The organism is Streptococcus infantis, assembly GCF_021497965.1.
In the GTDB taxonomy this organism is placed as follows: domain Bacteria; phylum Bacillota; class Bacilli; order Lactobacillales; family Streptococcaceae; genus Streptococcus; species Streptococcus infantis_B.
Genome location: NZ_CP046525.1, coordinates 168,568 through 195,015 on the forward strand (window position 1 = coordinate 168,568; position 26,448 = coordinate 195,015).

The window sequence follows — 26,448 nt, forward strand, 5'->3', positions numbered from 1 at the left end:
ATACTTAACTGGTAAAGAAACGAAGTAAAAATCTTGTATTTTAAAGTAATTCTGTTCTGAGAAAGGAGCAAATCATGAGACAATTGGCGAAGGATATTGATCAATTTTTAAATGAGATTATTTTAAAAGCTGAAAATCAGCACGAAATTTTGATTGGTCATTGCACGAGTGATGTGGCTTTGACAAATACCCAAGAGCATATCCTCATGCTCTTATCAGAGGAATCGTTAACCAATTCTGAGTTAGCTCGACGTCTCAATGTCAGCCAAGCGGCTGTCACCAAGGCTATTAAATCTTTGATTAAAGAGGGGATGTTAGAAACATCTAAGGATCCCAAGGATGCTCGAGTGATTTTTTATCAATTGACAGACCTGGCTCGACCAATTGCTGAAGAGCACCATCATCATCATGAACATACGCTCTCTATTTATGAGCAGGTCGCGACTCAGTTCACGCCAGATGAACAAGAAATTATCCAGCGGTTTTTAACTGCTTTAGTAGGAGAAATCAAGTAATGAGATACATCACAGTAGAGGATTTATCCTTCTATTATGACAAGGAACCTGTGCTTGAACATATCAATTACAGTGTTGATAGTGGGGAGTTTGTTACCCTAACGGGAGAAAACGGAGCAGCCAAGACCACTCTTATCAAGGCTAGTCTTGGAATTCTTCAACCACGAATTGGGAAAGTAACCATCTCAAAAACAAATATTCATGGAAAAAAACTAAGAATTGCCTATCTTCCTCAGCAGATTGCAAGTTTTAATGCAGGTTTTCCCAGCACCGTTTATGAATTTGTCAAATCAGGTCGCTATCCAAGAAAGGGCTGGTTCCGTCGGTTGAATGCCCATGATGAGGAACATATCAAGGCTAGTCTGAACTCTGTCGGTATGTGGGAACATCGGGACAAACGCATTGGTTCACTCTCCGGTGGGCAAAAGCAAAGAGCTGTCATTGCACGTATGTTTGCTTCAGATCCCGATATCTTTATCTTGGATGAGCCAACGACAGGGATGGATGCGGGAACCAAGGATGAATTTTATAAGCTCATGCACCATAGTGCTCACCATCATGGCAAGGCTGTTTTGATGATTACACACGATCCTGAAGAAGTCAAGGACTACGCAGATCGTAATATTCACCTGGTCCGAGACCAAGATTCGCCATGGCGTTGCTTCAATGTCCATGAAAGTGACCAGGAGGTGGAGCATGCTTAATCTATTGTCTTATGATTTTATGCAGCGGGCCTTTTTGGCTGTTATCGCTATGAGCCTCTTTTCACCAGTACTTGGGACCTTCCTCATCTTGCGTCGTCAAAGTCTCATGAGTGATACACTGAGTCACGTATCGCTATCAGGTGTGGCCTTTGGTTTGGTTTTAGGGATTTCTCCGACCATCTCGACGATTGCCATTGTCTTGATTGCGGCGGTCTTTCTTGAATATCTCCGTACGGTTTACAAGAGCTTTATGGAGATTGGAACAGCCATCCTCATGTCAACAGGTCTTGCGGTTTCACTCATTGTTATGAGTAAGGGTAAGAGCTCTAGCTCGATGAGTTTGGACCAATATCTGTTTGGTTCTATTGTGACCATCAGTCAAGAACAGGTAATTGGACTATTTGTCATTGCAGCAGTTGTTTTAATTCTGACCTTCCTCTTTTTGAGACCCATGTACATCTTAACTTTTGACGAGGATACAGCTTTTGTAGATGGCCTTCCAGTGCGTACTATGTCCATTCTCTTTAACATGGTAACGGGTGTGTCCATTGCACTCATGATTCCAGCCGCAGGAGCACTTTTGGTATCAACTATCATGGTCTTGCCAGCTAGTATCGCTTTACGTCTAGGGAAGAACTTTAGTTCGGTGATGATTCTTGCCAGCGTTATTGGTTTTCTAGGTATGGTAGCAGGGCTTTATATATCCTATTATGCAGAGACACCGCCGAGTGCAAGTATTACCCTTATCTTTGTAGTTGTCTTTTTGTTAGTCAGCTTACTCAAACGTTTTATCAAATAGGAGAAGAAAATGAAAAAACTAGGCCTACTTTTGGCAAGTCTTGTAACACTATTCTTAGTCGCTTGTTCCAATCAAAAACAGGCAGACGGAAAATTAAATATTGTCACAACTTTCTACCCTGTCTACGAATTTACCAAGCAAGTAGCAGGAGATACAGCCAATGTCGAGCTCTTGATTGGAGCTGGGACAGAACCACATGATTATGAACCATCGCCTAAGGCAGTCGCTAAAATTCAAGACGCTGATGCCTTTGTTTATGAAAATGAGAACATGGAAACATGGGTTCCAAAGCTTTTAGATTCACTAGATGAGAAAAAAGTAAAAACAATCAAGGCTACTGGAGATATGTTACTTCTTCCAGGTAGTGAAGAAGAGGAAGACCATGATCATGGCGAAGAAGGTCATCATCACGAGTATGATCCTCACGTGTGGTTGTCTCCTGCGCGTGCAATCAAACTTGTAGAACACATCCGTGATAGTCTTTCAGCTGACTATCCAGATAAGAAGGCGACTTTTGAACAAAATGCAGCAGCTTATATCGAAAAACTGCAAGCTTTGGACAAGGCTTATACTGAAGGACTTTCTAGTGCAAAACAAAAGAGTTTTGTGACTCAACACGCGGCCTTTCGTTATCTAGCATTGGACTACGGACTTAATCAAGTCTCTATCTCAGGTCTGTCGCCAGACGCTGAACCGTCAGCAAGTCGCTTGGCAGAGTTGACCGAGTACATCAAGAAAAACAAGATTTCTTATATTTACTTTGAAGAAAATGCCTCTCAAGCTCTAGCCAATACTCTTTCAAAAGAAACAGGAGTTAAGTTAGACGTTCTGAATCCTCTTGAAAGCTTGACCGAAGAGGACATGAAGGCTGGAGAAAACTATATCTCTGTCATGGAGAAAAATCTCAAGTCTCTCAAGCAGACAACTGATCAGGCAGGAGCAGAGATTGAACCAGAAAAGGCCGAGGAAACTAAAACCGTTCAAAATGGCTACTTTGAGGATGCAGATGTTAAGGACCGTACTTTGAGTGACTATGCTGGCAACTGGCAGTCTGTCTATCCTTTCCTTGAGGATGGGACTCTTGACCAAGTCTTTGACTACAAGGCTAAATTGACTGGTAAGATGACCAAGGATGAGTATAAGGCCTACTATCAAAAGGGTTACCAAACAGATGTGACCAAGATTAACATCACGGATAATACTATGGAATTCATCCAAGGTGGTCAAAGTAAGAAATATACTTACAAGTATGTCGGCAAGAAAATCTTGACTTATAAGAAAGGCAATCGTGGAGTACGCTTCCTCTTTGAAGCGACAGATTCGGATGCTGGACAATTTAAGTATGTTCAGTTTAGCGACCATAATATTGCTCCAGTCAAGGCAGAGCATTTCCATATCTTCTTTGGAGGAACTAGCCAGGAAGCCCTCTTTGACGAAATGGACAACTGGCCAACCTATTATCCAGAGAATTTATCTGGTCAAGAAATCGCCCAAGAAATGTTGGCTCATTAAATCGAAACAATTCTTCCTACATGGGAGGATTTTTCTTTCATTTATCATATCTAAGCATCTGAATTGACATTGGTTGATAAGGGAGTATAATAGATGTAACTAAAAAAGTTACAACAAAGGAGTTTTTCTATGGTTTATGAATATAATAGTCGCATTCATTTGGCAGAGGTGGCTTTAAATGTTAGAGATTTAGGAAGCCAGACGGCTTTTTATCACCAATTACTAGGTTTGGAGATTTTGAATCAATCGGAGAAAGAAGTTCTTTTAGGTGCTGGAGGAAAACCGTTAGTAAAACTGATCCAAATAGAGGATGCCAGCAATCCTAAGCAGAGCTACGGACTTTATCATATGGCCTTGCTCTTACCGAGCCGAGAAGACTTGGCTAATGTTTTTAAACACTTGCTCGATTTAAAGATACCGTTAGTTGGTGGAGCGGACCATGGTTATAGCGAGGCTATCTATTTGGAAGATATAGAGGGTAATGGTATTGAACTCTACAGAGACAAACCTGTAACAGTCTGGGATATTCGTGAGGATGGCCGTATTATTGGTGTGACAGAAGAACTGTCTGCCCAAGATATCTATGAACTGGGACAAGAACTAGATCCCTTTGTAATTGCAAGTGGTACTAGAATGGGACATGTTCATCTATCCGTTAAAAACAGTCGAGAAGCGTCTGCCTTTTACCAAGGTTCTCTAGGTCTTAAGGATAAATTCACGATTCCACACGCCAGTTGGATTGCATCGGGGAATTACCATCATCATCTAGCAGTTAATGAATGGGGAGGTAAAAACTTAGCTCCTCGTGAGCAAGGAATGGCAGGCCTAGCCTACTATGTCGTTGAAGTTGAGAACAAAGAGGAATTATTAAAAGTATTTGCTCAATCTCAAACTGGCAAGGCGATAACTCAGTGGATTTCCTCTTCAGAGTTCAGCATGATTGATAAAGATGGTATCGTGACGCGAGTTAGAGTGGGAAATTAGAAAAGAGCGGTTCAGTCTACTTTAGAAGTAGTTTGAACTGCTCTCTTTTTTATTCAGGTTTTTCGAGAATGAAAAGTTCTTTTGTTGCGTACTTACTTTCTTTATATCCTAGTGTTTCATAACTAGTAATTAAAGGATCATAGACATCGTTCTTTCCTTTTTGTTCACGTGGAATTACGACATAATCAATTGATGGGTCAGCTTTTCGTTGGTTGTGGTAGAAAATATCGTATAAGGCCCGATGTTTTCTAAGTGCAGGTGTATAGCCCCCTTCTGCAACGATTGAGGCATCTTCTGGTAGAATTTCTAGGCCGTATTTGATTGCTTCAAATTTCTCTTTATTTTGTTGATAATAGCCAATGTTGAAAGACCAACTTTGAGTAAGGCGATGAAGAATAGTACCAGAAAAAATCATGCCAACAAAAATAAATGAAATCACCATTTTTTCGTTAATGTGTTTGTGCAATTTTAAATCTTCTAGAGCTAGCAAGGCCATTATGAAGAGTAAGGCTCCACTACCATAACTATATTGAAAGCCGATGTCGTATTGATAAGGCCAATCCGGCAATAAATTAATAACTACTAAAGGTAGAGCTAAAAAATAATTTGACCAGTTGCGTTGCAATAGTGGTAGAAAACACATAGGAGCTAACATCAGGAATAAATAACCTAGTTTTTTAGCCATGAATAAATGGCTGATGGCGAAACTTGGGTGAAGAACTAAATTTTTAAATACGGCTAAAATACCATTTTCATCTTTTAGTAAGAATGCATCGAATCGTGAGACCATTCCGCCTTCTCCGAATGTGCTCAGGATTAACAATGCTAGAGTGAAGTATAGAAGTGGTAGAAGAAATTCAGTTAGGATCAGCCATTGTTTGGTTTTGCTCGTCAGATTGAAACGTTTTTGTGATAAGAAATACATACCAATGCTAATAACATAGATAAAAGCATCTTCTTTCACAAGTAGTAGTAAAATAGTCGATACTAGGATACCCCACTTCTTCTCATTCACTATAAAATAGAATACCCAAAAAATCAAAGGAACTAAGAAACAATTTTCGTGTAGGTGATAACCTCCTGCAGTAGTTAATACTGGTAAAAGTACGAACCAAAGGACTGTCAAAATGTTTGCCAATTTCGATAAATTCAATTTTGATAGGAGTAATCTTAAAGGAATAACTGCAGAGAATACAACCCAAATTTGTAGTACCTCTAAAGTTTCAACATGAGGGAAAAGCTTGTAGAAAGGTAACATCAGATAGAAAATGGGTGAGATGTGAACTGCAAAGTGCGATAATACTCGATCGCGCTCTAGTGTTGTGATAGCGCTCAAATCGGTGCTCATGCGATGAAACATCTGTGAGAATAGACCAATATCAAAGGTAGAACCATCAAAGGTTTTTATTTTATAGATAAAAACAATCGAGAGATAGACAACATAGAGAGTAACGATAGAAAATACACCATAGGTTAGTAATTTTTTGTAGCGCTCTAAGTATTGCTTAAGCGGGGAGTTGTGAATTAAAAGAAGGGTGGTTCCTGAAAGCAAACCAGCAAAGATTACAGGCCAAATAATAATGTTAAATCGAGTGTCTGCCAAATTGAAAGCATGAAACTCAAGTGCAGTATCTTGGAAGTTTGAATTAAGCAATGTCAATAGACGAGGTGTTGTAAATAAAATAACTAGTAGGTACAGAAATGAAAATTTTTCTTTTCTGAGAAAACTGCCAATATATAGTACTAATGTCAGCAATAGCAAACCTAGGGATAAGAAAAAGGACATGCTCTTATAGATAGAAATAAATAATACAATGTTTAATAATAAAGTATTGATTTTGGAAATACTTAATGCAGGAATTTTTTTAGCAAAAAGAATCAAAGCGGACCCAACTATAAAAAAAGTTCCTATTATTAAAGCTGACACGGGAGCTAAGGCGAGAAATACATCGTGTGGTGTTGAAGTTAACAATTCGATCAAAATCATCAGAAGATAGGCTCCGAGTAAACACGATAAGTAATACATTCGTTGCTCTATCAAGTTTGTTAGAATTCGTTTCATTTCATAAAGTCCTCCAACTAGTATTCTATCATAAAAAAGTAATTTCTTTAGCTTGTGACTGATTATTATTTAGTTTTGAGTTGCCTTTAAAAAATATCTCTTACATTTTTTGAAGAATTACTCAACGTATTATCAGTTAGCATTTTTGAAATAAAAAGGAAAGAAAAGATAAGATTATGAAAATTAACCTTTCAGAAAACAAGCTACAACTATACCAAAGCAAGAAAAAACCGTCAAAGTCCTAGCCTACTATGTGGCTGAAATTGAGAACAAAGAGGAATTATTAAAAGTATTTGCTCAATCTAAAAGTAGCGAAGCGGTAACTCAGTGGTTTTCATCCTCAGAATTAAGCATGACTGACAAAGACGGTATCGTTACGCGAGTTAGAGTGGGGAACTAGAAGTCTTTACCTTTAAGATAAGTGCTCCTTTTGACAAAGGTCTGTATTAGAGATATAATGTAGAAAAATCGTTTAAGGATAAAGACATGACAAATTCAAAATACATTACACGCCTCAAACGCTCAGAGGGTCAATTGCGAGGTATTCAAAAGATGATGGAGGAAGAGCGTGATTGTGTTGATATCATTACTCAATTAACAGCAGTGCGATCCAGTGTTGATCGTATTATTGAATTGATGATAACGGAGAATTTAACATCTTGTATTAACGACCCTTTAGAGGATCCTCAAGCACAGAAGGAAAGATTGGAAAAGGCGGTTAAATACTTGATTAAACGCAAGTAATAAAAAACATACGTTTCTCTTAAATAGTGAACAAATGATTAAAAGAGCAGTTGGTTTTCTTGAAATTAGACCAATTGCTCTTTTTGAATTTTATTTATTAAATATCACCTGGCCAGTGGTTCATACCACCTTCTACATTGGTAACGGTGAGGCCTTGGGCGCTGAGAAATTGACAGGCAGAGGCGGAACGTACTCCACCTTGACAGATGACATGGTATTCATGGTCAGGTTTGAGTTCTTTGTAGCCTTGTTCCAAGGTACTTAACGGAAGATTTTTGGCACCTGGTGCATGTCCTGCTTGGAATTCATGTACTTCACGGACATCGATAAGATCTAGATTTTCATGTTGATATTTTTCATAAAAGTCAGCCATGCTGATATTAGTTACCATATTCTACTCCTTCTGGGTTAGCCATTTTGTATAGTGAATAAGCGCCGTCAAGGTTTTGGACGGTAAATCCTGCTTGCTTGAGGATACGCTCTGCGATATAGCTGCGTAAACCACTGTAGCAGCTGACGATGTAGGCTTGGTTCTTGTCTAGTTCATCCAAGCGTTTCCGTAGTTCGTTTAGGGGAATATGAATGGTATCGACTTTGAGTCGACCACTCTGGAATTCGCTACTTGTCCGTACATCTAGGAATTTCTTTCCCTTAGCCAGTTCGTCTTCGAGCTGGTACCATTGAACGTTGTCGCTGAGACCTTCGATAAGGTTCAAGGCTGCGTAACCCAGCATATTGACGGGATCCTTGGCAGATCCAAAAGGTGGCGCATAGGTAAACTCTAACTCTGGTAAGTCAAAGATGGTGAGATTTCCCTTGATAGCAGTTGCTAGGATATCAATTCGCTTGTCAACACCTTTCTTCCCAACTCCTTGGGCACCATAGATTTTGCCACTGGTTGGGGCGAAGAGGAGCTTCAAGGTCATCTCAGTAGCGCCAGGATAATAACCAGCGTGGTCTTTACCGCTGACATGAATTGTCTTGTATGGGAGTTGATTGTCACGAAGAGTGCGCTCGCTAAGACCTGTCGAAGCAGCTGTCATATCAAAAGCACGAACGATAGCAGTGCCGATACTGCCCTTGTTTGTACGACCGAGTCCTGCGATGACGTCTGCCACTTGCCGTCCTTGCCTGTTGGCAGGAGAAGCTAGAGAAATGAGGGCGTCTTGCCCTGTGATTTCTTGTTTGACGATGATGGCATCCCCAACTGCAAAAATATCTTTTTGACTGGTTTCGTAGTTTTCGTTGACGAGGATACCACCTCGAAGTCCCAGTTCAATCCCCGCAGCTTTGGCTAGTCCATTTTCAGGCTCAACGCCGACAGAAAGGATGGTGAGGTCAGAAGTGATCTTTTGACCATTTTCGAGAACGATGACTTTTCCTTGCTCTTCAAATCGAGTCGCAGACTGAGAAGTGATAACGCGAACGCCGTTTTTAACCAATTCTGTTTGGACAAAGGCTGCCATTTCTTGATCTAATGGTGGCAAGACATGAGGTGCTTTCTCCACGATAGTAACCTGCAATCCACGTTTTGCCAGGTTTTCAGCCATTTCAAGCCCGATAAAGCCTGCACCGATAACGACAGCTTCTTTTGGATGCTTGTCCAAGGCAGCCATAATCTCGTCAAGATCGGGAACATTGCGGAGTGTGTAGGCATTCTTAGCTTCTGCCAAACCTTCAATGGTAGGAACAAATGGTTTAGCTCCTGGGGAGAGGATCAACTTGTCGTAGCTTTCTGTGAATTCCTGTCCATCATGGCGTACGGTCACAGTGTGCTCTGCTGGTGAAATGCTGATGACCTCATGGAAAGGACGAACATCCAGATTAAAGCGTGCTTTGAGACTTTCAGGAGTTTGGACCAATAAACTATCACGGTTTGCAATCTCTCCTGAAACATAGTAAGGAAGTCCGCAGTTTGCAAAGGAAACAAAGGGACCTTTTTCAAAAATAGTGATTTCAGCGTCTTCCATGAGACGTCTGAGGCGGGTTGCTGCTGACATACCGCCTGCAACTCCCCCGACAATGATAATTTTCATTGGCTTTCTCCTTTAAACTTTTAGATGACCTTACCTGTCCAAGCGCTCATACCGCCTCGGACATTGATGACATCGTAGCCTTTTTTCTTTAGCTTCTTCGCAGCCATCTTGCTTCGAACACCGGAATGGCAAATGACATAAAGTGTTTCATTTGTCGCAGGTGTGTAAGCTCCGATTTCGGTTAGAGGAACATTCTTGGCGTTTTTGATATGGCCTCTACGGAATTCCGTAGGCGTCCGCACATCCAGTAGCTGAATTGGTTCCTTGAGTTTAGCTTCCAATTCGCTGGTAGAAATACTATCAATTTTTGTAAATAAATGAAACATAGGCACCTCCGATATACCCTTATGGGGTATATTAAACCACTAAGCAACGCTTTTGTCAAGCAAGTTGAATTGATTAGTATTGTTTCTTTTTCAGTATACAAGATGCTATCTTACAAACTAAAGAGTTGGTTGGTAGGTTAATGAATAGAACCTGTTCTATTTATTCAACAACTAGTTGTCTAGAAAATTACCCTTTCAGAAAACAAGCTACAACTATACCAAAGCAAGAAAAAACCGTCAAAGGACTTGAAAAATTAGAGAAAATCGGGTATAATATGAGTAATCATTTGTCGTAGGTTTTGTCTGAAATATTGTCCGGGCAAGGCTCACAGCAGTTAAATCTCCTGAAAAAAGTCGGATTTAACTGCTCTTTTTGTGCTTTCTTTCGGGATTTTTTGCATCTGTAACAGAGATTTAAAGATTCTGAAAATTAGTCGAGAAGGATAAGTTGATAGGGTTTTTAGGACCATTTAACGATAATTATTAGCTTAGGCGACTAAGCTTGGAACTTTATATACAAAGGAGAATCATCTTGGCAGGACATGACGTTCAATACGGGAAACATCGTACCCGTCGTAGTTTTTCAAGAATTAAAGAAGTTCTTGACTTACCAAATTTGATTGAAATTCAAACTGATTCATTCAAAGATTTCCTAGACCATGGTCTGAAGGAAGTGTTTGAAGATGTATTGCCAATTTCAAACTTTACTGACTCTATGGAGTTAGAGTTTGTTGGCTACGAAATCAAAGAACCAAAATACACGCTTGAAGAAGCTCGTATCCATGATGCAAGTTATTCAGCACCAATCTTTGTAACTTTCCGCTTGATTAACAAAGAAACTGGCGAAATCAAAACTCAAGAAGTTTTCTTTGGTGATTTCCCAATCATGACTGAGATGGGTACTTTCATCATCAACGGTGGTGAACGTATCATCGTATCACAGTTGGTGCGCTCACCAGGTGTTTACTTTAATGACAAGGTAGATAAAAACGGTAAAGTAGGCTACGGTTCAACAGTTATCCCTAACCGTGGAGCTTGGTTGGAACTTGAGAGTGACTCAAAAGACATCGCCTACACTCGTATCGACCGTACTCGTAAAATTCCATTTACGACCTTGGTTCGTGCGCTTGGTTTCTCAGGCGATGACGAAATCTTTGATATCTTTGGTGACAGCGAATTGGTTCGCAATACTGTAGAAAAAGATATTCATAAAAATCCAATGGACTCTCGTACAGACGAGGCTTTGAAAGAAATTTATGAACGCCTTCGTCCAGGTGAACCCAAAACTGCTGAGAGTTCACGTACCTTGCTTGTAGCTCGTTTCTTCGACCCACGTCGTTATGACTTGGCTGCTGTAGGACGCTACAAGATTAACAAGAAACTAAATGTTAAAAATCGTTTGCTCAACCAAACAATCGCTGAACCACTGGTAGATCCAGAAACAGGCGAAATCTTGGTTGAAAAAGGTACAGTCATGACCCGCGATGTTATTGAAAGCATCGAAGGTCACTTGGATGGTGATTTGAACAAGATTGTCTACACTCCAAATGACTCAGCGGTATTGACAGAACCAGTCGTACTCCAAAAATTCAAGGTTGTAGCACCAACTGATCCAGATCGTGTTGTGACTATCATCGGTAATGCGAATCCAGATGATAAAGTTCGCACAATCACTCCAGCAGACATCCTTGCTGAAATGAGCTACTTCCTCAACTTGGCTGAAGGTATCGGTCGTGTCGATGATATTGACCACCTCGGAAACCGACGTATCCGTGCCGTTGGTGAATTGCTTGCCAACCAAGTACGTCTTGGACTTTCACGTATGGAACGTAACGTTCGCGAACGGATGTCTGTTCAAGATAACGAAGTGTTAACACCTCAACAAATCATTAATATCCGTCCAGTAACTGCTGCAATCAAAGAATTCTTTGGTTCATCTCAATTGTCACAGTTCATGGATCAACACAACCCACTTTCTGAGTTGTCACACAAACGTCGTTTATCTGCCTTAGGACCTGGTGGTTTGACACGTGACCGCGCTGGATATGAAGTGCGTGACGTGCACTACACTCACTATGGTCGTATGTGTCCGATTGAAACGCCTGAAGGACCAAACATCGGTTTGATCAACAACTTGTCTTCATATGGACACTTGAACAAGTATGGTTTCATTCAAACACCATACCGCAAGGTTGATCGTGCGACTGGTAAAGTAACCAACGAAATCGTTTGGTTGACTGCCGATGAAGAAGATGAGTACACAGTTGCTCAGGCCAACTCAAAATTGAACGCAGATGGAACTTTTGCAGAAAAAGTTGTCATGGGACGTCACCAAGGGGTTAACCAAGAATATCCAGCATCAAGTGTTGATTATATGGATGTTTCTCCAAAACAGGTAGTTGCAGTTGCGACAGCATGTATTCCTTTCTTGGAAAACGATGACTCCAACCGTGCCCTCATGGGTGCTAACATGCAACGTCAGGCTGTGCCTTTGATTGATCCAAAAGCACCATTTGTTGGTACTGGTATGGAATATCAAGCAGCTCATGACTCTGGAGCGGCTGTTATTGCTCAATACGATGGTAAAGTTACCTATGCAGATGCAGATAAGGTAGAAGTTCGTCGTGAAGACGGTTCGCTTGATGTTTACCATATCCAAAAATTCCGTCGTTCAAACTCAGGTACTGCCTACAACCAACGCACCCTTGTAAAAGTTGGTGATGTCGTTGAAAAAGGTGACTTTATCGCTGATGGACCTTCTATGGAAAAAGGTGAAATGGCGCTTGGACAAAACCCAATCGTTGCCTACATGACATGGGAAGGTTACAACTTCGAGGATGCCGTTATCATGAGCGAACGCTTGGTCAAAGATGATGTCTACACATCTGTCCACCTTGAAGAATACGAATCAGAAACTCGCGATACAAAGCTTGGCCCTGAAGAAATCACTCGTGAAATTCCAAACGTTGGTGAAGATGCCCTTAAAGACCTTGACGAAATGGGGATTATCCGTATCGGTGCCGAGGTTAAAGAAGGGGACATCCTTGTAGGTAAAGTAACACCTAAGGGTGAAAAAGACCTTTCTGCTGAAGAACGTCTCTTGCACGCTATCTTCGGAGACAAATCTCGTGAAGTTCGTGATACTTCTCTTCGTGTACCACACGGTGCCGACGGTGTTGTTCGTGACGTTAAAATCTTTACACGTGCAAATGGTGATGAATTGCAATCTGGCGTTAATATGCTGGTTCGTGTATATATCGCTCAAAAACGTAAGATTAAGGTCGGAGATAAGATGGCCGGACGTCACGGAAATAAAGGGGTTGTCTCTCGTATCGTTCCTGTAGAAGACATGCCTTACCTTCCAGATGGGACTCCAGTCGATATCATGTTGAACCCACTTGGGGTACCATCACGTATGAATATCGGTCAGGTTATGGAGCTTCACCTAGGTATGGCAGCTCGTACTCTTGGTATCCACATCGCAACACCAGTCTTTGACGGAGCAAGTTCTGAAGACCTTTGGGACACTGTCAAAGAAGCAGGTATGGATAGTGATGCTAAGACAATTCTTTACGATGGACGTACAGGTGAGCCATTCGATAACCGTGTGTCAGTCGGTGTCATGTACATGATCAAACTTCACCACATGGTTGATGATAAATTGCACGCTCGTTCAGTCGGACCATACTCAACCGTTACTCAACAACCACTCGGAGGTAAAGCTCAGTTTGGTGGACAACGTTTCGGTGAGATGGAGGTTTGGGCACTTGAAGCCTATGGTGCATCAAATGTCCTTCAAGAAATCTTGACCTACAAGTCTGACGATATCAACGGACGTTTGAAAGCTTATGAAGCTATTACAAAAGGAAAACCAATTCCAAAACCAGGTGTTCCAGAATCGTTCCGAGTTCTTGTAAAAGAATTGCAATCTCTTGGTCTTGACATGCGTGTTCTTGACGAAGATGATCAAGAAGTGGAACTTCGTGACCTCGATGAAGTGGAAGACGATGATGTCATCCACGTAGATGACCTTGAAAAAGCCCGCGAAAGAGCAGCTCAAGAGGCAAAAGCAGCCTTTGAAGCTGAAGAAAATGCAAAAGCGGAAGCAACAGAAGAAGCTGCTGAACAAGAATAAGCAGTTCACTTAAAATAGAAAGGGAAGAAATAGTGGTTGATGTAAATCGTTTTAAAAGTATGCAAATCACACTAGCTTCTCCAAGCAAAGTCCGTTCATGGTCTTATGGAGAAGTCAAAAAACCTGAAACAATCAATTACCGTACGTTGAAACCAGAACGTGAAGGACTCTTTGACGAAGTGATCTTTGGTCCTACAAAAGACTGGGAATGTGCTTGTGGTAAATACAAACGCATTCGTTACAGAGGGATTGTTTGTGACCGTTGTGGTGTTGAAGTAACGCGTACAAAAGTTCGTCGTGAACGTATGGGACACATCGAGTTGAAAGCTCCTGTATCTCATATCTGGTATTTCAAGGGAATTCCAAGCCGTATGGGCTTGACCCTTGATATGAGTCCTCGTGCCCTCGAGGAAGTTATCTACTTTGCTGCTTATGTGGTGATCGATCCAAAAGATACACCACTTGAGCACAAATCTATCATGACAGAGCGTGAATACCGTGAACGCTTGCGTGAATATGGTCAAGGATCATTCGTTGCCAAAATGGGTGCTGAGGCTGTCCAAGATCTCTTGAAACAAGTTGATCTTGAAAAAGAAATTGCTGAACTCAAAGAAGAGTTGAAAACAGCTACTGGACAAAAACGTGTCAAAGCTATCCGTCGTTTGGATGTTTTGGATGCTTTCCACAAGTCTGGAAACAAACCTGAATGGATGGTTCTTAATATCCTTCCGGTTATTCCACCAGATCTTCGTCCAATGTTGCAATTGGATGGTGGTCGTTTTGCCTCATCTGACTTGAACGACCTTTACCGTCGTGTTATCAACCGTAACAACCGTTTGGCTCGTTTGCTTGAGTTGAATGCACCAGGTATCATCGTTCAAAATGAGAAGCGTATGCTTCAAGAAGCAGTTGACGCTTTGATTGATAATGGTCGTCGTGGTCGTCCAATCACAGGGCCAGGTAGTCGTCCGCTTAAATCATTGAGCCACATGCTCAAAGGTAAACAAGGACGCTTCCGTCAAAACTTGCTTGGTAAACGTGTTGACTTCTCGGGACGTTCTGTTATCGCCGTTGGTCCAACTCTTAAGATGTACCAATGTGGTGTGCCACGTGAAATGGCTATCGAGCTCTTTAAACCATTCGTGATGCGTGAAATCGTTGCACGCGATATCGTGCAGAACGTGAAAGCTGCGAAACGTTTGGTAGAACGTGGAGATGAACGCATCTGGGATATCCTCGAAGAAGTGATCAAAGAACACCCAGTGCTTTTGAACCGCGCACCGACTCTTCACCGTTTGGGTATCCAAGCTTTCGAGCCAGTCTTGATTGATGGTAAAGCCCTTCGTTTGCACCCACTTGTCTGTGAAGCTTACAATGCCGACTTCGACGGTGACCAAATGGCCATCCACGTACCGCTTTCAGAAGAAGCTCAAGCAGAAGCTCGTATCTTGATGCTTGCTGCTGAGCACATCTTGAACCCTAAAGATGGTAAACCAGTTGTTACACCATCTCAGGACATGGTTTTGGGTAACTACTACTTGACCATGGAAGAAGCTGGTCGTGAAGGTGAAGGAATGGTCTTCAAAGACCGTGACGAAGCTGTCATGGCTTACCGTAATGGTTATGTTCACCTTCACTCACGTGTTGGTATTGCAACAGATAGCCTCAACAAACCATGGACAGAAGAGCAAAAACACAAAATCTTGCTTACAACTGTCGGTAAAATCCTTTTTAACGATATCATGCCAGAAGGCCTACCTTACTTGCAAGAACCTACAAATGCGAACTTGACAGAAGGTGTTCCAGATAAGTACTTCTTGCCACTAGGTGGAAATATCAAGGAAGCTATTAGCAAACTTGAAATTAACGCCCCATTTAAGAAGAAAAACCTTGGAAATATCATTGCTGAAATCTTCAAACGTTTCCGTACGACAGAAACATCTGCCCTACTTGACCGTATGAAGAACCTCGGTTACCACCACTCAACTCTTGCAGGTTTGACAGTGGGTATTGCCGATATCCCAGTCGTTGAAGATAAGGCTGAAATCATCGAAGAATCACACAAACGTGTAGAACAAATCACAAAACAATTCCGTCGTGGTATGATCACAGATGATGAACGCTACAATGCTGTTACAGCTGAATGGCGTGCTGCCCGTGAAAAATTGGAGAAACGTTTGGTTGCCAACCAAGATCCTAAGAACCCAATCGTTATGATGATGGACTCTGGAGCCCGTGGTAACATCTCGAACTTCTCACAGCTTGCCGGTATGCGTGGTCTGATGGCTGCTCCGAACGGACGTATCATGGAATTGCCAATCCTTTCAAACTTCCGCGAAGGTTTGTCAGTACTCGAAATGTTCTTCTCAACTCACGGCGCTCGTAAAGGTATGACCGATACGGCCCTTAAAACAGCCGACTCAGGTTACTTGACTCGTCGTTTGGTTGACGTTGCCCAAGATGTTATCATCCGTGAGGATGACTGTGGAACTGACCGTGGTCTCTTGATCCGTTCTATCACTGAAGGTAAAGAGATGATTGAGTCTCTCGAAGAGCGTCTCAATGGTCGTTACACTAAGAAAACTGTTAAGCATCCAGAAACTGGTGCAGTTATCATCGGTCCAAATGAATTGATCACAGAAGACAAGGCTCGTGAAATTGTCAATGCTGGTGTTGAAGAAGTAACTATCCGCTCAGTATTTACATGTAACACTCGTCATGGTGTCTGCCGTCACTGTTATGGTATTAACTTAGCGACTGGTGATGCTGTTGAAGTCGGTGAAGCAGTTGGTACAATCGCTGCCCAATCTATCGGGGAACCTGGTACACAGCTTACAATGCGTACCTTCCACACGGGTGGGGTTGCCTCAAATACCGATATCACTCAGGGTCTTCCTCGTGTCCAAGAAATCTTTGAAGCCCGCAATCCTAAAGGGGAAGCAGTTATCACAGAAGTTAAAGGACAAGTTACTGCTATCGAAGAAGACGCTTCAACTCGTACCAAGAAAGTCTTTGTTAAGGGTGAAACTGGCGAAGGCGAATACGTGGTACCATTTACAGCACGTATGCGTGTTGAAGTCGGCGATCAAGTTTCTCGCGGTGCAGCCTTGACAGAAGGTTCTATCCAACCAAAACGTCTCCTTGCTGTACGTGATGTCTTGTCAGTTGAAACATACCTTCTCGGTGAAGTACAAAAAGTTTACCGTAGCCAAGGGGTAGAAATCGGTGACAAACACATCGAGGTAATGGTTCGTCAAATGATCCGTAAAGTTCGTGTCATGGATCCAGGTGACACAGACCTTCTAATGGGTACTCTCATGGATATCAACGACTTTACAGATGCTAACAAGGATGTTCTCATCGCAGGTGGAGTACCAGCGACAGGTCGCCCAGTCCTTATGGGAATCACCAAAGCCTCACTTGAAACAAATAGTTTCTTGTCAGCTGCTTCCTTCCAGGAAACAACTCGTGTCCTTACAGATGCAGCTATCCGTGGTAAGAAAGACCATCTCCTTGGTCTCAAGGAAAATGTTATCATCGGTAAGATTATCCCAGCTGGTACTGGTATGGCTCGCTACCGTAACATTGAACCACTAGCGATCAATGAAGAATCATCTCTTGCTGATTCACAAGAGGAAGAGCAAGTGGATGTCCTAGTAGAGACTGTTGAAACAGGTGAATAATCTACTCATCTGAAAGAGGGGAACTTCCCTCTTTCGGTGTGTATTGGTCATGAAAGTGTAATGTATATTTTCCTAAAAAATAGGAATATTATGGAATTAAAACATATTAATTTCATTTTGAAAAAAGTGAGCAAAAAGCTTTGCTTTTTAGACTTTGTCATGATAAAATAAGACAGTTGCATGTTTAGGATTTTGTAAAAAACAATGCATAAATGATAAAAAAAATATACTCCCAAAAGGGGAATGGAGGAAAAAATCGTGAAAAATGATTTGTTTAACGACCGAATCAGTCGATTCTCGATCCGTAAACTTCATGTAGGAGTTTGCTCGGTCCTACTAGGAACGTTAGTGATGCTCGGAACTGCCACAGGTGTTGGTGCCGATGAAGTGACGGAAGAAAAACAAGCTGATGGTGTTGCAGCAACGACAGAAGTCGGTAAAGCTGAAACTCCAGTTGCGACTGAAGCAACAACAGCTAAAGAAACTACAACAGCTAAAGAAGTAACTTACCAAGCAGAAGCGGCTCCTGCGGTTTCAACTGAGGTAAAACCTGAACTTAAGACTGAAACATTAGCAGCTTATGTTGCTGAAGTTGAAGCAAACTTGGCAAATGGTAAATACAGTAACAAGACAGATGAGAGTGTAGAAGTTCTCAAAGCAAGTCTTGCAAACGCTCAAAATGCTCTTGCAACTGCTACAAGCCAAGCCGAACTTGACGCAGCTTACCAATCACTCGTAACGACTGTCAATGCGAAACTTAAAAACAAGGAAGTAGCTAAAGTAGAAAAACCAGTAGTTGAAACTCCTGCTACAACAGAAGCCACTACAGGTAAACCTGCAGAAAACACACAGCCAGCTGAAGGTACTAACGCAATCGCAAATACAGGGGAAAACGACCCTCGTAATGGGAAAGGGATTGACAAGAATACTGCCTTCCGTGCAGATACTGCAACAGCTACTGGAATTGGTGCAGACGTTGAAGATGCAACTTCTACTCCAAAAGTTGAAAAACCAGGCTTTACAACAGATCTTGATGCCAAATCTATGACTAGCCAGATTACTTGGTTGGACTTTGGAGATGTAGCTAACTGGACAGGTGCAAAAACAGTCCTCGTTCCTAAAAATGACGCTTTTCCTGATAAAGATATAGAAGAAAAATTAGCTCTTCAAGTTGGCGCTACTTATACCAAGGAAATCATGCCTGGCTATGTAGTCACTGTAAAAGTCAAATCCTTGAAGCCTTTCCAAGCGACTGAAATCTATAAAAAACGGATGGAAGAGCAAGGGGCTACAGAAGCTGAAAAAGCAACCTATGATCCAAATGCAAAAAATGGCTATGTAAGTGGTGTTACTTCAAAAGGGGCTAAAAAAGCTTTTAATGATGGCGAAGAAGCCGACGTTGTCGCTGATGCTCAAAATAATTGGACTGAAATTAAACTTGAAAACGTTGATACGAAAACCAAGAAGACTACCATGAGTTCAGCTATGAATGGTGGGAATATTGGGGTTCAGTTTGAAATCTCTGCAACCTTCCGTGGAAAGAAAGTTAAACCGGCTGTTGTCATGGCTGATGGAGAGTCTGCTAACCCTGGTGAATTTGTTATGTTCACTACCAACGGACAAGGTTGGCAGCACATTGGGGAATGGAAGAAATTTAATAAACCAGCCACTTCTGTTCCTTATCAACCACAAGATACAGACAACCTTTTGGGACCTAAACCTAAATATAATAACATTAACCTAAGACAACTTCGTGATTCTACTCAAGTTGGACCAGAAAAGAAACCAGTAGCTTGGAAATATTTCGGAAATCCTGACCAAGTTACAGGTGGTCTAGGAACTGGTATCTTTGGACCAAATATTTCTGAAGGTAATTACACAGTTCCACTCGTAATGACGCGTGGAGCATCTGAAGTGGGACTTTATATCGCTTCAGGTGGTAAACAGTCTGCTATGCTAGGATTCTTCCCACTTGATGAAGGGGATGCTCCTGAGTCATATGGTAAAGCAGTCCATACCATTGCAACTGTTGACGGTGTTACTGGAGCTAAAGTAAATCAACCGTATCTTGGTAGCGTGAGCCCTGATATGGATGAAAACACGACTCTTGACTGGTTCGGTGATGATAAGACAACTACAGCCGATGAAGGAATTGATCAATTGCTTCCAGAAGAACTCAAAGGTACAACCAATGAGATGATCAAGATGGACCGTACACGCCCAGGGAACTACAAGATGTCAGTTCAAGCTCATCTAGATGGAGCTTCAGAAGCACATATCTATGGTTGGGTAGACTTTAACCAAAATGGTAAATTCGATGAGGATGAACGCTCAAATCTCGCTACAATCACACAAGATGGTACAGTCGAGTTGACCTTTGCAAACAGCAAGACTTATATCGACCCTAGCGTTAATGAACTAGGTGCTCGTGTCCGTATCGCTAAGAAAGCGAACGAGATCGAAAGCCCAACTGGTATGGCCTTCTCAGGGGAAGTAGAAGACTTCAAGACTCAAATCACCCACCCACCTAAAGGGGAATTCAAGGAAACTTCTGGTCCTCAAGCTACTAAACAAACAGCAACTGTAGCCTTTACAGCACGTGGAGAGCACAAGTATCAACGTAACTCTCAGGCTGTCATCGACGAAACTGTAGAACCATACATCGTTGACAAAGATGGCAACCGTGCAACCCTTGATGCAGACGGTTACTACGTCGTTAAAGGTCAAGGTAAGTACAAGATTACTGCTAAAGGTAAAGATGTAGATGTTGAGTTTATTCCTGAGGATAACTTCCTTGGAACAGCTGATGGTATCTCTATCCGTCGTGTAGATAACAATGGCTACGATACTGGTTGGTCATCAAAATTCCCAGACAAAGAACCAAATATTGATGGTCAGTTGAATACCATGGATGGTCAATACGTTCCAACAGTCACTCCGATTGAAATTGAAGGGGTTGATAAGACATCGACTGATATTCAAGGTGCAACTCAAAAAGAAACACCAACCTTTAACACAACTGCAACTAACGCAAAAGGTGATAAGATTGCGATTACTCCAAGCGTGGACTATCCAGCTAAGTTGGTAGATCCAGCAACTGGTCGTACTACTGATGCGACATCTGTAACAGTAGCGGGAGAAGGAACATACACGATCAATCCTTCAACAGGTGAAGTAACCTTCACTCCAGAACCTAGCTTTACGGGTCCAGCAAAAGGTGTAGAAGTTACATTGTCAGCTCCAGTTGGTCGAAATAAAGATGGTCATATCCAAGAAGAGTACATCAAGACAGCAACAGCTAAGTACACTCCAACAGTTGTAGGAGTAACACCAACCGCAACACCAGCAGAAACAAAAGATATTCAAGGTGCAACACAAACAGGTAAGCCTGAATTTAAGGGTGGTACAGTTGAAGTTAACGGTGTTGAGAAGACTGTTCCAATCAACGAAGATGTTCCAGCAACATTTGACGATGGTTCAACAACTAAGACAGTAGAAGGTGTTGGTAAATTTACGGTTGCAGCAGATGGAACAGTAACATTCGTTCCAGAACCAAACTTTGTAGGAACTGCACCAGCAGTAACAGTTGTTCGCGAAGATAAGAATGGAACAAAAGCTTCTGCGACATACACACCAACAGTTGTAGGAGTAACACCAACTGCAACACCAGCAGAAACAAAAGATATTCAAGGTGCAACTCAAACAGGTAAGCCTGAATTCAAGGGTGGTACAGTTGAAGTTAACGGTGTTGAGAAAACTGTTGAAATCAACGAAGATGTTCCAGCAACATTTGACGATGGTTCAACAACTAAGACAGTTGAAGGTGTTGGTACTTACACAGTTGCTCCAGACGGTACTGTCACATTTGTACCAGAAAAATCATTCGTAGGAACTGCTCCAGCAGTGACAGTTGTCCGCGAAGATAAGAATGGAACAAAAGCTTCAGCGACCTACACACCAACAGTATTACCAGTAACACCAACTGCAACACCAGCAGAAACAACTGACATCCAAGGTGCCACTCAAACAGGTAAGCCTGAATTCAAGGGTGGAACTGTAACGGTTGATGGCGTTGAGAAAACTGTTGAAATCAACGAAGATGTTCCAGCGACATTTGACGATGGATCAACAACTAAAACAGTAGAAGGTGTTGGTACATACACAGTAGCAACAGATGGAACAGTTACGTTCGTTCCAGAAAAATCATTCGTCGGAACTGCACCAGCAGTGACAGTTGTTCGCGAAGATAAGAACGGAACAAAAGCTTCTGCAACCTACACACCAACTGTAACTCCTGTAACACCAACAGCTGAAGATGCAACTACAACTGACAAACAAGGTCAAACACAAACTGGTAAACCAACCTTCACACCAGGTAATGAAAATGTCCCAATGGATGATGATACACCTGCAACCTTTGAAGATGGTTCAACAACTAAGACAGTTGAAGGTGAAGGAACTTACACAGTAGCACCAGATGGAACTGTTACTTTCGTACCAGAAAAATCATTCACAGGGACAGGTACAGGCGTAACTGTGAAACGTGTTGATAAGAATGGTACACCAGTTACAGCTAAGTACACACCAACTGTGACTCCAGTAACTCCTACAGCAACTCCAGCTGAATCAGAAGCACCTCAAGGTGTGGTTCAAACTGGAACAGTAACCTTCACAGAAGGTGACCCAGTTGCACCAATCGACAAAGATACTATTACTCTTCTTGACGAAAATGGCCAACCAGCAGAATCAGTAGTTGCTAAGTCACCAGAAGGTAAAGAAATCGGTACTTTCACAGTTGATAAAGAAACAGGCCTTGTAACCTTCACACCAACTGATAAATCTTACTCAGGTGAAGTCGTTCCAGTTAAAGTTCAAGCTAAGGATGCCAACGGCACTCCAGCTGAAACAACATACACACCTAAGATTACTCCAGTTGTTCCAACAGCTGATCCAACAACATCTACTGATATCCAAGGTAAGACACAAACAGGTAAACCAACATTCACACCAGGTAACCCAGATGTACCGATGGATGATGATACACCTGCAACATTCGAAGATGGTTCAACAACTAAGGTAATTCCAGGTGAAGGTACATACACAGTAGCACCAGATGGAACAGTAACATTTGTACCAGAAAAATCATTCACAGGAACAGGAACAGGCGTGACTGTTAAACGTGTAGACAAGAATGGTACACCAGTTACAGCTAAGTACACCCCAACTGTAACCCCAGTAACACCAACAGCGGAACCAGCAACATCAACAGATATTCAAGGTAAGACACAAACAGGTAAACCAACATTCACACCAGGTAACCCAGATGTACCGATGGATGATGATACACCTGCAACATTCGAAGATGGTTCAACAACTAAGGTAATTCCAGGCGAAGGAACTTATACAGTAGCTCCAGACGGAACCGTTACATTTGTACCAGAAAAATCATTCACAGGAACAGGAACAGGCGTGACTGTTAAACGTGTAGACAAGAATGGTACACCAGTTACAGCTAAGTACACCCCAACTGTAACCCCAGTAACACCAACAGCGGAACCAGCAACATCAACAGATATCCAAGGTAAGACACAAACAGGCAAACCAACCTTCACAGAAGGTGATCCAAATGTGCCAATGGATGATGATGTTCCAGCAACCTTCGAAGATGGATCAACAACTAAGGTAATTCCAGGTGAAGGAACATATACTGTAGCTCCAGATGGAACAGTTACATTCGTACCAGAAAAATCATTCACAGGAACAGGAACAGGCGTGACTGTTAAACGTGTAGATAAAAACGGTACACCAGTTACAGCTAAGTACACCCCAACTGTAACTCCAGTAACACCAACAGCGGAACCAGCTACATCTATTGGACCAAAAGGTAAAGAACAATCTGGTAAACCAACATTCACACCAGGTAACCCAGATGTGCCTATGAATAATGATGTTCCAGCTACATTTGAAGATGGTTCAACAACTAAGACTGTTGAAGGAGTTGGTACATACACAGTAGCTCCAGATGGAACAGTAACCTTTAAACCAGAACCAGAATTTACTGGAACTGCTCCATCAGTGACAGTTGTGCGTGAAGATGTTAACGGAACAAAAGTTTCTGCAACTTACACACCAACTGTAACCCCAGTTACTACGTTTGTAGACAAAGATGGTAAACCAATTCCAGGTAACCCAACAGAAGACGGTGAACAACCTAAGAAAGATATCCCAGGTTACCGCTTCGTTGAAACTAAGAAATTGCCTAACGGGGATACAGTCCATGTCTACGAAAAAGTAACAACTTCATATGTTGATGAAAATGGTAAACCAATTCCAGGTTACCCAACAGAAGATGGCGAACAACCTAAGAAAGATATTCCAGGTTACGAGTTTGTGAAGACAGTTGTTGATAAAGATGGTAATGTCCAACACATTTACAAGAAGAAAGTGACACCAACACCAACGCCAACACCAACACCAACGCCAACACCAACGCCAACACCAACACCAACACCAACACCAACGCCAACACCAACGCCAACACCAACACCAACACCAACACCAACGCCAGCACCAGCACCAGTGCCAACGCCAGCACCAGCACCAGTGCCAACGCCAGCACCAACACCAGCTCCGGTGCCAGCACCAGTTCAAGAAAAACCAGCCCCAGTTGCTGAAGAGGTCGTTTGGACAACTGACCAATTGCCAAATACTGGTACTGAAGATCATGCCAGCCTTGCTGCCCTTGGTTTAGTAGGTGTCTTGAGTGGATTTGGACTTATCGCTCGTAAAAAGAAAGAAGACTAATCTGACTTTTAAAGATAGGAATAGTTAACTTTCTACTTAAAAACTAGTACATCATTAGATGTACTAGTTTTATTAATCTCTTTGCTGCTTGTTTTAAGGATAGAACTATGCTACAATCTTGTAAAGCAAACAAGGAAGTCAAACTATGAAAAGTGAATATCAAAAAATGATTGCGGGAGAACCCTATCACCCGTTCGATCCAGAACTTCGTGCTCTATCGCAAACAGCACGACAAAAGCAAGCAACTTTTAATGCAGAAGTGGACCCAGTGAAAGGGATGGAAATCATCAAAGGATGGTTTGGCTCAACTGGTGAAAATCTCTATGTCAATACTCGTTTGATGGTTGATTATGGTGTCAATATTCATTTGGGAGAGAATTTTTATTCCAATTGGAATTTAACCATGTTGGATGTTTGTCCGATTACCATTGGAGACAATGCCATGATTGGACCCAACTGCCAATTTTTAACCCCTCTTCATCCCCTGGATCCCGACGAACGAAATTCGGGTTTAGAATTTGGAAAACCAATCACGATTGGTAAAAATTTCTGGGCAGGTGGTGGAGTCACCGTTCTTCCGGGAGTTACGTTAGGTGACAATGTTGTTGCGGGTGCAGGAGCAGTTATTACTAAGTCGTTTGGCGACAATGTAGTCCTTGCAGGAAATCCAGCACGAGTTATCAAGGAAATTCCAGTTAAAGAAAACTAAAAGAACAGCGAAAAGCTGTTCTTTTTATTTGTAAATGATTTTACTTATCAATAGTGCTAAGTAGGTTTAAGAAAATTTTCAGAAAAAATTTAGGTTATTTTTAGGGAGTTTCTATAGAATGATACTAAGTAAAATGAAGATGAGGAAACTAGTATGAAAACAAAAAAATGGACTTTCTTATTAACGACGATTGCTACTCTGTCTCTGGTGACGGCATGTGCCCAGTCAACATCAAATTCAACAACTAGCAATACCGCAACAAGCACCACATCAACTACAAATGCTAAGAAAACTAGCTATTTTACGGATAAAGACTATGATACTTCTTATGATGAAAAGTCTGCATCAACTGTAACGATGTCAGGATCAACAGCGACAGTATCTGGTGACGGAGTTGCCGTATCAGATTCTACCGTCACAATTTCTAAGTCTGGTACCTATGTGATTTCAGGTCAATCTGACGGTGTTCAAATCAAAATTGAAGCTGAAAAGACTGATGATGTACATATTGTTCTAAATGGCGTTACTATGACCAATACCAATGCAGCTATTTCTGCCACATCAGCCGGTCATGTTTACTTAACTCTAGCAGATGGTACAACCAATAGCCTGTCAGATTCTGCTTCTAATAGCGATGAAAAAGCTGATGCAGCCCTCTTCTCTAAAGTGGACTTGACCATCAATGGTAAAGGAACTCTTAATGTAGATGGCAAGAAAAATAATGGTATCAAGGCAAATGATACACTTCACATCACAGGCGGAACCTACAACATCACGGCAGTCGGAGACGCCTTTAATGTCAATGATGAACTCAATATTACTGGCACAACCATGACTATCGATGCCAAGGAAGATGGGGTCAAGGTAGATAATGATGACGATACATCTGTAGGAACCATGTATCTCTCTGACAATACCATCACTGTTACTGCTGGTGATGATGGCATCCACGCATCAGGTGATTTGGTGATTGATAGTGGTACCTATACCGTTAAGAATTCTACAGAAGGGCTTGAAGGTAAGTCAATTACTATTAACGGTGGGGACATTACTATTTACGCGACAGACGATGGTGTCAATGCAGCCAACAAAAATGCCCAACAAAGTGAAATCTTCTTCACCATGAATGGTGGGAATTTGACAGTTGAAGTTGGCCAAGGGGACACAGATCCAATTGACTCAAATGGGAATATCACAGTTAATGGAGGAACCATCAAAATGACTGGTCAATCTGGTTTTGACTTTGACGGAACAGCGACCTACACAGGTGGAGATATCTACCTCAATGGTGAAAAACAAACTGAAATCGTTAACTCTATTCCTGGAGGCGGAGGAGCACCTGGTGGTGGTCCTCAAGGAAATGGTGGCCCTGGAGGTCCCGCTCCTGATGGACGACCATAAAAGAAAATCTCCTTTCTCGAAAGAGAAGGGAGAT

At 41.9% G+C, this 26,448-nt stretch carries 15 protein-coding genes; 11 read left to right on the forward strand and 4 right to left on the reverse strand.

The window, feature by feature from the left end; translation table 11 throughout:
* Positions 1-74 precede the first annotated feature (74 nt).
* From adcR to GOM46_RS00910, 5 genes are all read left to right on the forward strand, one after another.
* A complete protein-coding gene (gene adcR / locus GOM46_RS00890) occupies positions 75-515 on the forward strand; it encodes a zinc-dependent transcriptional regulator AdcR (protein ID WP_235083686.1) in 441 nt (146 codons plus the stop codon).
* Positions 515-1,219, forward strand: coding sequence for a metal ABC transporter ATP-binding protein (locus tag GOM46_RS00895; RefSeq protein WP_235083687.1), 705 nt, complete (start codon positions 515-517; stop codon positions 1,217-1,219). Before adcR ends, GOM46_RS00895 begins: the two co-directional genes overlap by 1 nt.
* Entirely contained in the window at positions 1,212-2,018 is an 807-nt protein-coding gene (locus GOM46_RS00900) for a metal ABC transporter permease (protein WP_006150990.1), read from the forward strand. The genes GOM46_RS00895 and GOM46_RS00900 overlap by 8 nt, the downstream gene beginning before the upstream one ends.
* A gap of 9 nt (positions 2,019-2,027) precedes the next feature.
* Positions 2,028-3,530, forward strand: coding sequence for a zinc ABC transporter substrate-binding protein AdcA (locus GOM46_RS00905; RefSeq protein ID WP_235083688.1), 1,503 nt, complete (start codon positions 2,028-2,030; stop codon positions 3,528-3,530).
* A gap of 129 nt (positions 3,531-3,659) precedes the next feature.
* Entirely contained in the window at positions 3,660-4,514 is an 855-nt protein-coding gene (locus GOM46_RS00910) for a VOC family protein (RefSeq protein WP_235083689.1), read from the forward strand.
* 49 nt (positions 4,515-4,563) lie between these two features.
* Here the strand turns inward: GOM46_RS00910 and GOM46_RS00915 are convergent, their stop codons facing one another.
* Positions 4,564-6,576 (reverse strand): DUF2079 domain-containing protein, encoded by a 2,013-nt coding sequence (locus GOM46_RS00915; protein ID WP_235083690.1) that lies wholly within the window; start codon positions 6,574-6,576, stop codon positions 4,564-4,566.
* Positions 6,577-7,062: 486 nt separating this feature from the next.
* Between GOM46_RS00915 and GOM46_RS00920 the strand changes: the two genes are divergently transcribed.
* Positions 7,063-7,320 carry a metal-sensitive transcriptional regulator gene (locus tag GOM46_RS00920; protein ID WP_006150993.1) on the forward strand — a complete coding sequence of 86 codons (258 nt, stop codon included), beginning with the start codon at positions 7,063-7,065 and terminating at the stop codon, positions 7,318-7,320.
* A 97-nt stretch (positions 7,321-7,417) separates the two neighbouring features.
* On the opposite strand, the gene GOM46_RS00925 is transcribed toward GOM46_RS00920, so the two are convergent.
* Genes GOM46_RS00925 through GOM46_RS00935 form a run of 3 tightly spaced genes read right to left on the reverse strand, consistent with a single transcriptional unit; the run spans position 7,418 to position 9,682 of the window.
* Complete coding sequence (locus tag GOM46_RS00925) at positions 7,418-7,711, reverse strand: rhodanese-like domain-containing protein (protein ID WP_235083691.1); 294 nt, start codon at positions 7,709-7,711, stop codon at positions 7,418-7,420.
* A complete protein-coding gene (locus GOM46_RS00930; RefSeq protein ID WP_235083692.1) occupies positions 7,701-9,356 on the reverse strand; it encodes an FAD-dependent oxidoreductase in 1,656 nt (551 codons plus the stop codon). The genes GOM46_RS00925 and GOM46_RS00930 overlap by 11 nt, the downstream gene beginning before the upstream one ends.
* A gap of 20 nt (positions 9,357-9,376) precedes the next feature.
* Positions 9,377-9,682: a rhodanese-like domain-containing protein gene (locus GOM46_RS00935; RefSeq protein WP_235083693.1), complete on the reverse strand. Its 306-nt coding sequence runs from the start codon at positions 9,680-9,682 to the stop codon at positions 9,377-9,379.
* A gap of 532 nt (positions 9,683-10,214) precedes the next feature.
* Between GOM46_RS00935 and GOM46_RS00940 the strand changes: the two genes are divergently transcribed.
* The 5 genes from GOM46_RS00940 to GOM46_RS00960 all read left to right on the forward strand — a co-directional run bounded on the left by GOM46_RS00940 (position 10,215) and on the right by GOM46_RS00960 (position 26,414).
* Positions 10,215-13,817, forward strand: coding sequence for a DNA-directed RNA polymerase subunit beta (locus tag GOM46_RS00940; RefSeq protein WP_235083694.1), 3,603 nt, complete (start codon positions 10,215-10,217; stop codon positions 13,815-13,817).
* Between the two features lie 32 nt (positions 13,818-13,849).
* Positions 13,850-17,500, forward strand: a complete 3,651-nt coding sequence (rpoC, locus tag GOM46_RS00945) for a DNA-directed RNA polymerase subunit beta' (RefSeq protein WP_235083695.1) — start codon at positions 13,850-13,852, stop codon at positions 17,498-17,500.
* Positions 17,501-17,758: 258 nt separating this feature from the next.
* Positions 17,759-24,304 (forward strand): CshA/CshB family fibrillar adhesin-related protein, encoded by a 6,546-nt coding sequence (locus GOM46_RS00950; protein ID WP_235083696.1) that lies wholly within the window; start codon positions 17,759-17,761, stop codon positions 24,302-24,304.
* Positions 24,305-24,449: 145 nt separating this feature from the next.
* Positions 24,450-25,013, forward strand: a complete 564-nt coding sequence (locus GOM46_RS00955; protein ID WP_235083697.1) for a sugar O-acetyltransferase — start codon at positions 24,450-24,452, stop codon at positions 25,011-25,013.
* A 153-nt stretch (positions 25,014-25,166) separates the two neighbouring features.
* A complete protein-coding gene (locus GOM46_RS00960) occupies positions 25,167-26,414 on the forward strand; it encodes a carbohydrate-binding domain-containing protein (RefSeq protein WP_235083698.1) in 1,248 nt (415 codons plus the stop codon).
* Positions 26,415-26,448: the final 34 nt, after the last annotated feature.

Bases quoted from the DNA above. Each gene is read 5' to 3' on its own strand.
- adcR (WP_235083686.1), top strand. From the start codon at position 75: ATGAGACAATTGGCGAAGGATATTGATCAATTTTTAAATGAGATTATT.
- GOM46_RS00895 (WP_235083687.1), top strand. From the start codon at position 515: ATGAGATACATCACAGTAGAGGATTTATCCTTCTATTATGACAAGGAA.
- GOM46_RS00900 (WP_006150990.1), top strand. From the start codon at position 1,212: ATGCTTAATCTATTGTCTTATGATTTTATGCAGCGGGCCTTTTTGGCT.
- GOM46_RS00905 (WP_235083688.1), top strand. From the start codon at position 2,028: ATGAAAAAACTAGGCCTACTTTTGGCAAGTCTTGTAACACTATTCTTA.
- GOM46_RS00910 (WP_235083689.1), top strand. From the start codon at position 3,660: ATGGTTTATGAATATAATAGTCGCATTCATTTGGCAGAGGTGGCTTTA.
- GOM46_RS00915 (WP_235083690.1), bottom strand. From the start codon at position 6,576: ATGAAACGAATTCTAACAAACTTGATAGAGCAACGAATGTATTACTTA.
- GOM46_RS00920 (WP_006150993.1), top strand. From the start codon at position 7,063: ATGACAAATTCAAAATACATTACACGCCTCAAACGCTCAGAGGGTCAA.
- GOM46_RS00925 (WP_235083691.1), bottom strand. From the start codon at position 7,711: ATGGTAACTAATATCAGCATGGCTGACTTTTATGAAAAATATCAACAT.
- GOM46_RS00930 (WP_235083692.1), bottom strand. From the start codon at position 9,356: ATGAAAATTATCATTGTCGGGGGAGTTGCAGGCGGTATGTCAGCAGCA.
- GOM46_RS00935 (WP_235083693.1), bottom strand. From the start codon at position 9,682: ATGTTTCATTTATTTACAAAAATTGATAGTATTTCTACCAGCGAATTG.
- GOM46_RS00955 (WP_235083697.1), top strand. From the start codon at position 24,450: ATGAAAAGTGAATATCAAAAAATGATTGCGGGAGAACCCTATCACCCG.
- GOM46_RS00960 (WP_235083698.1), top strand. From the start codon at position 25,167: ATGAAAACAAAAAAATGGACTTTCTTATTAACGACGATTGCTACTCTG.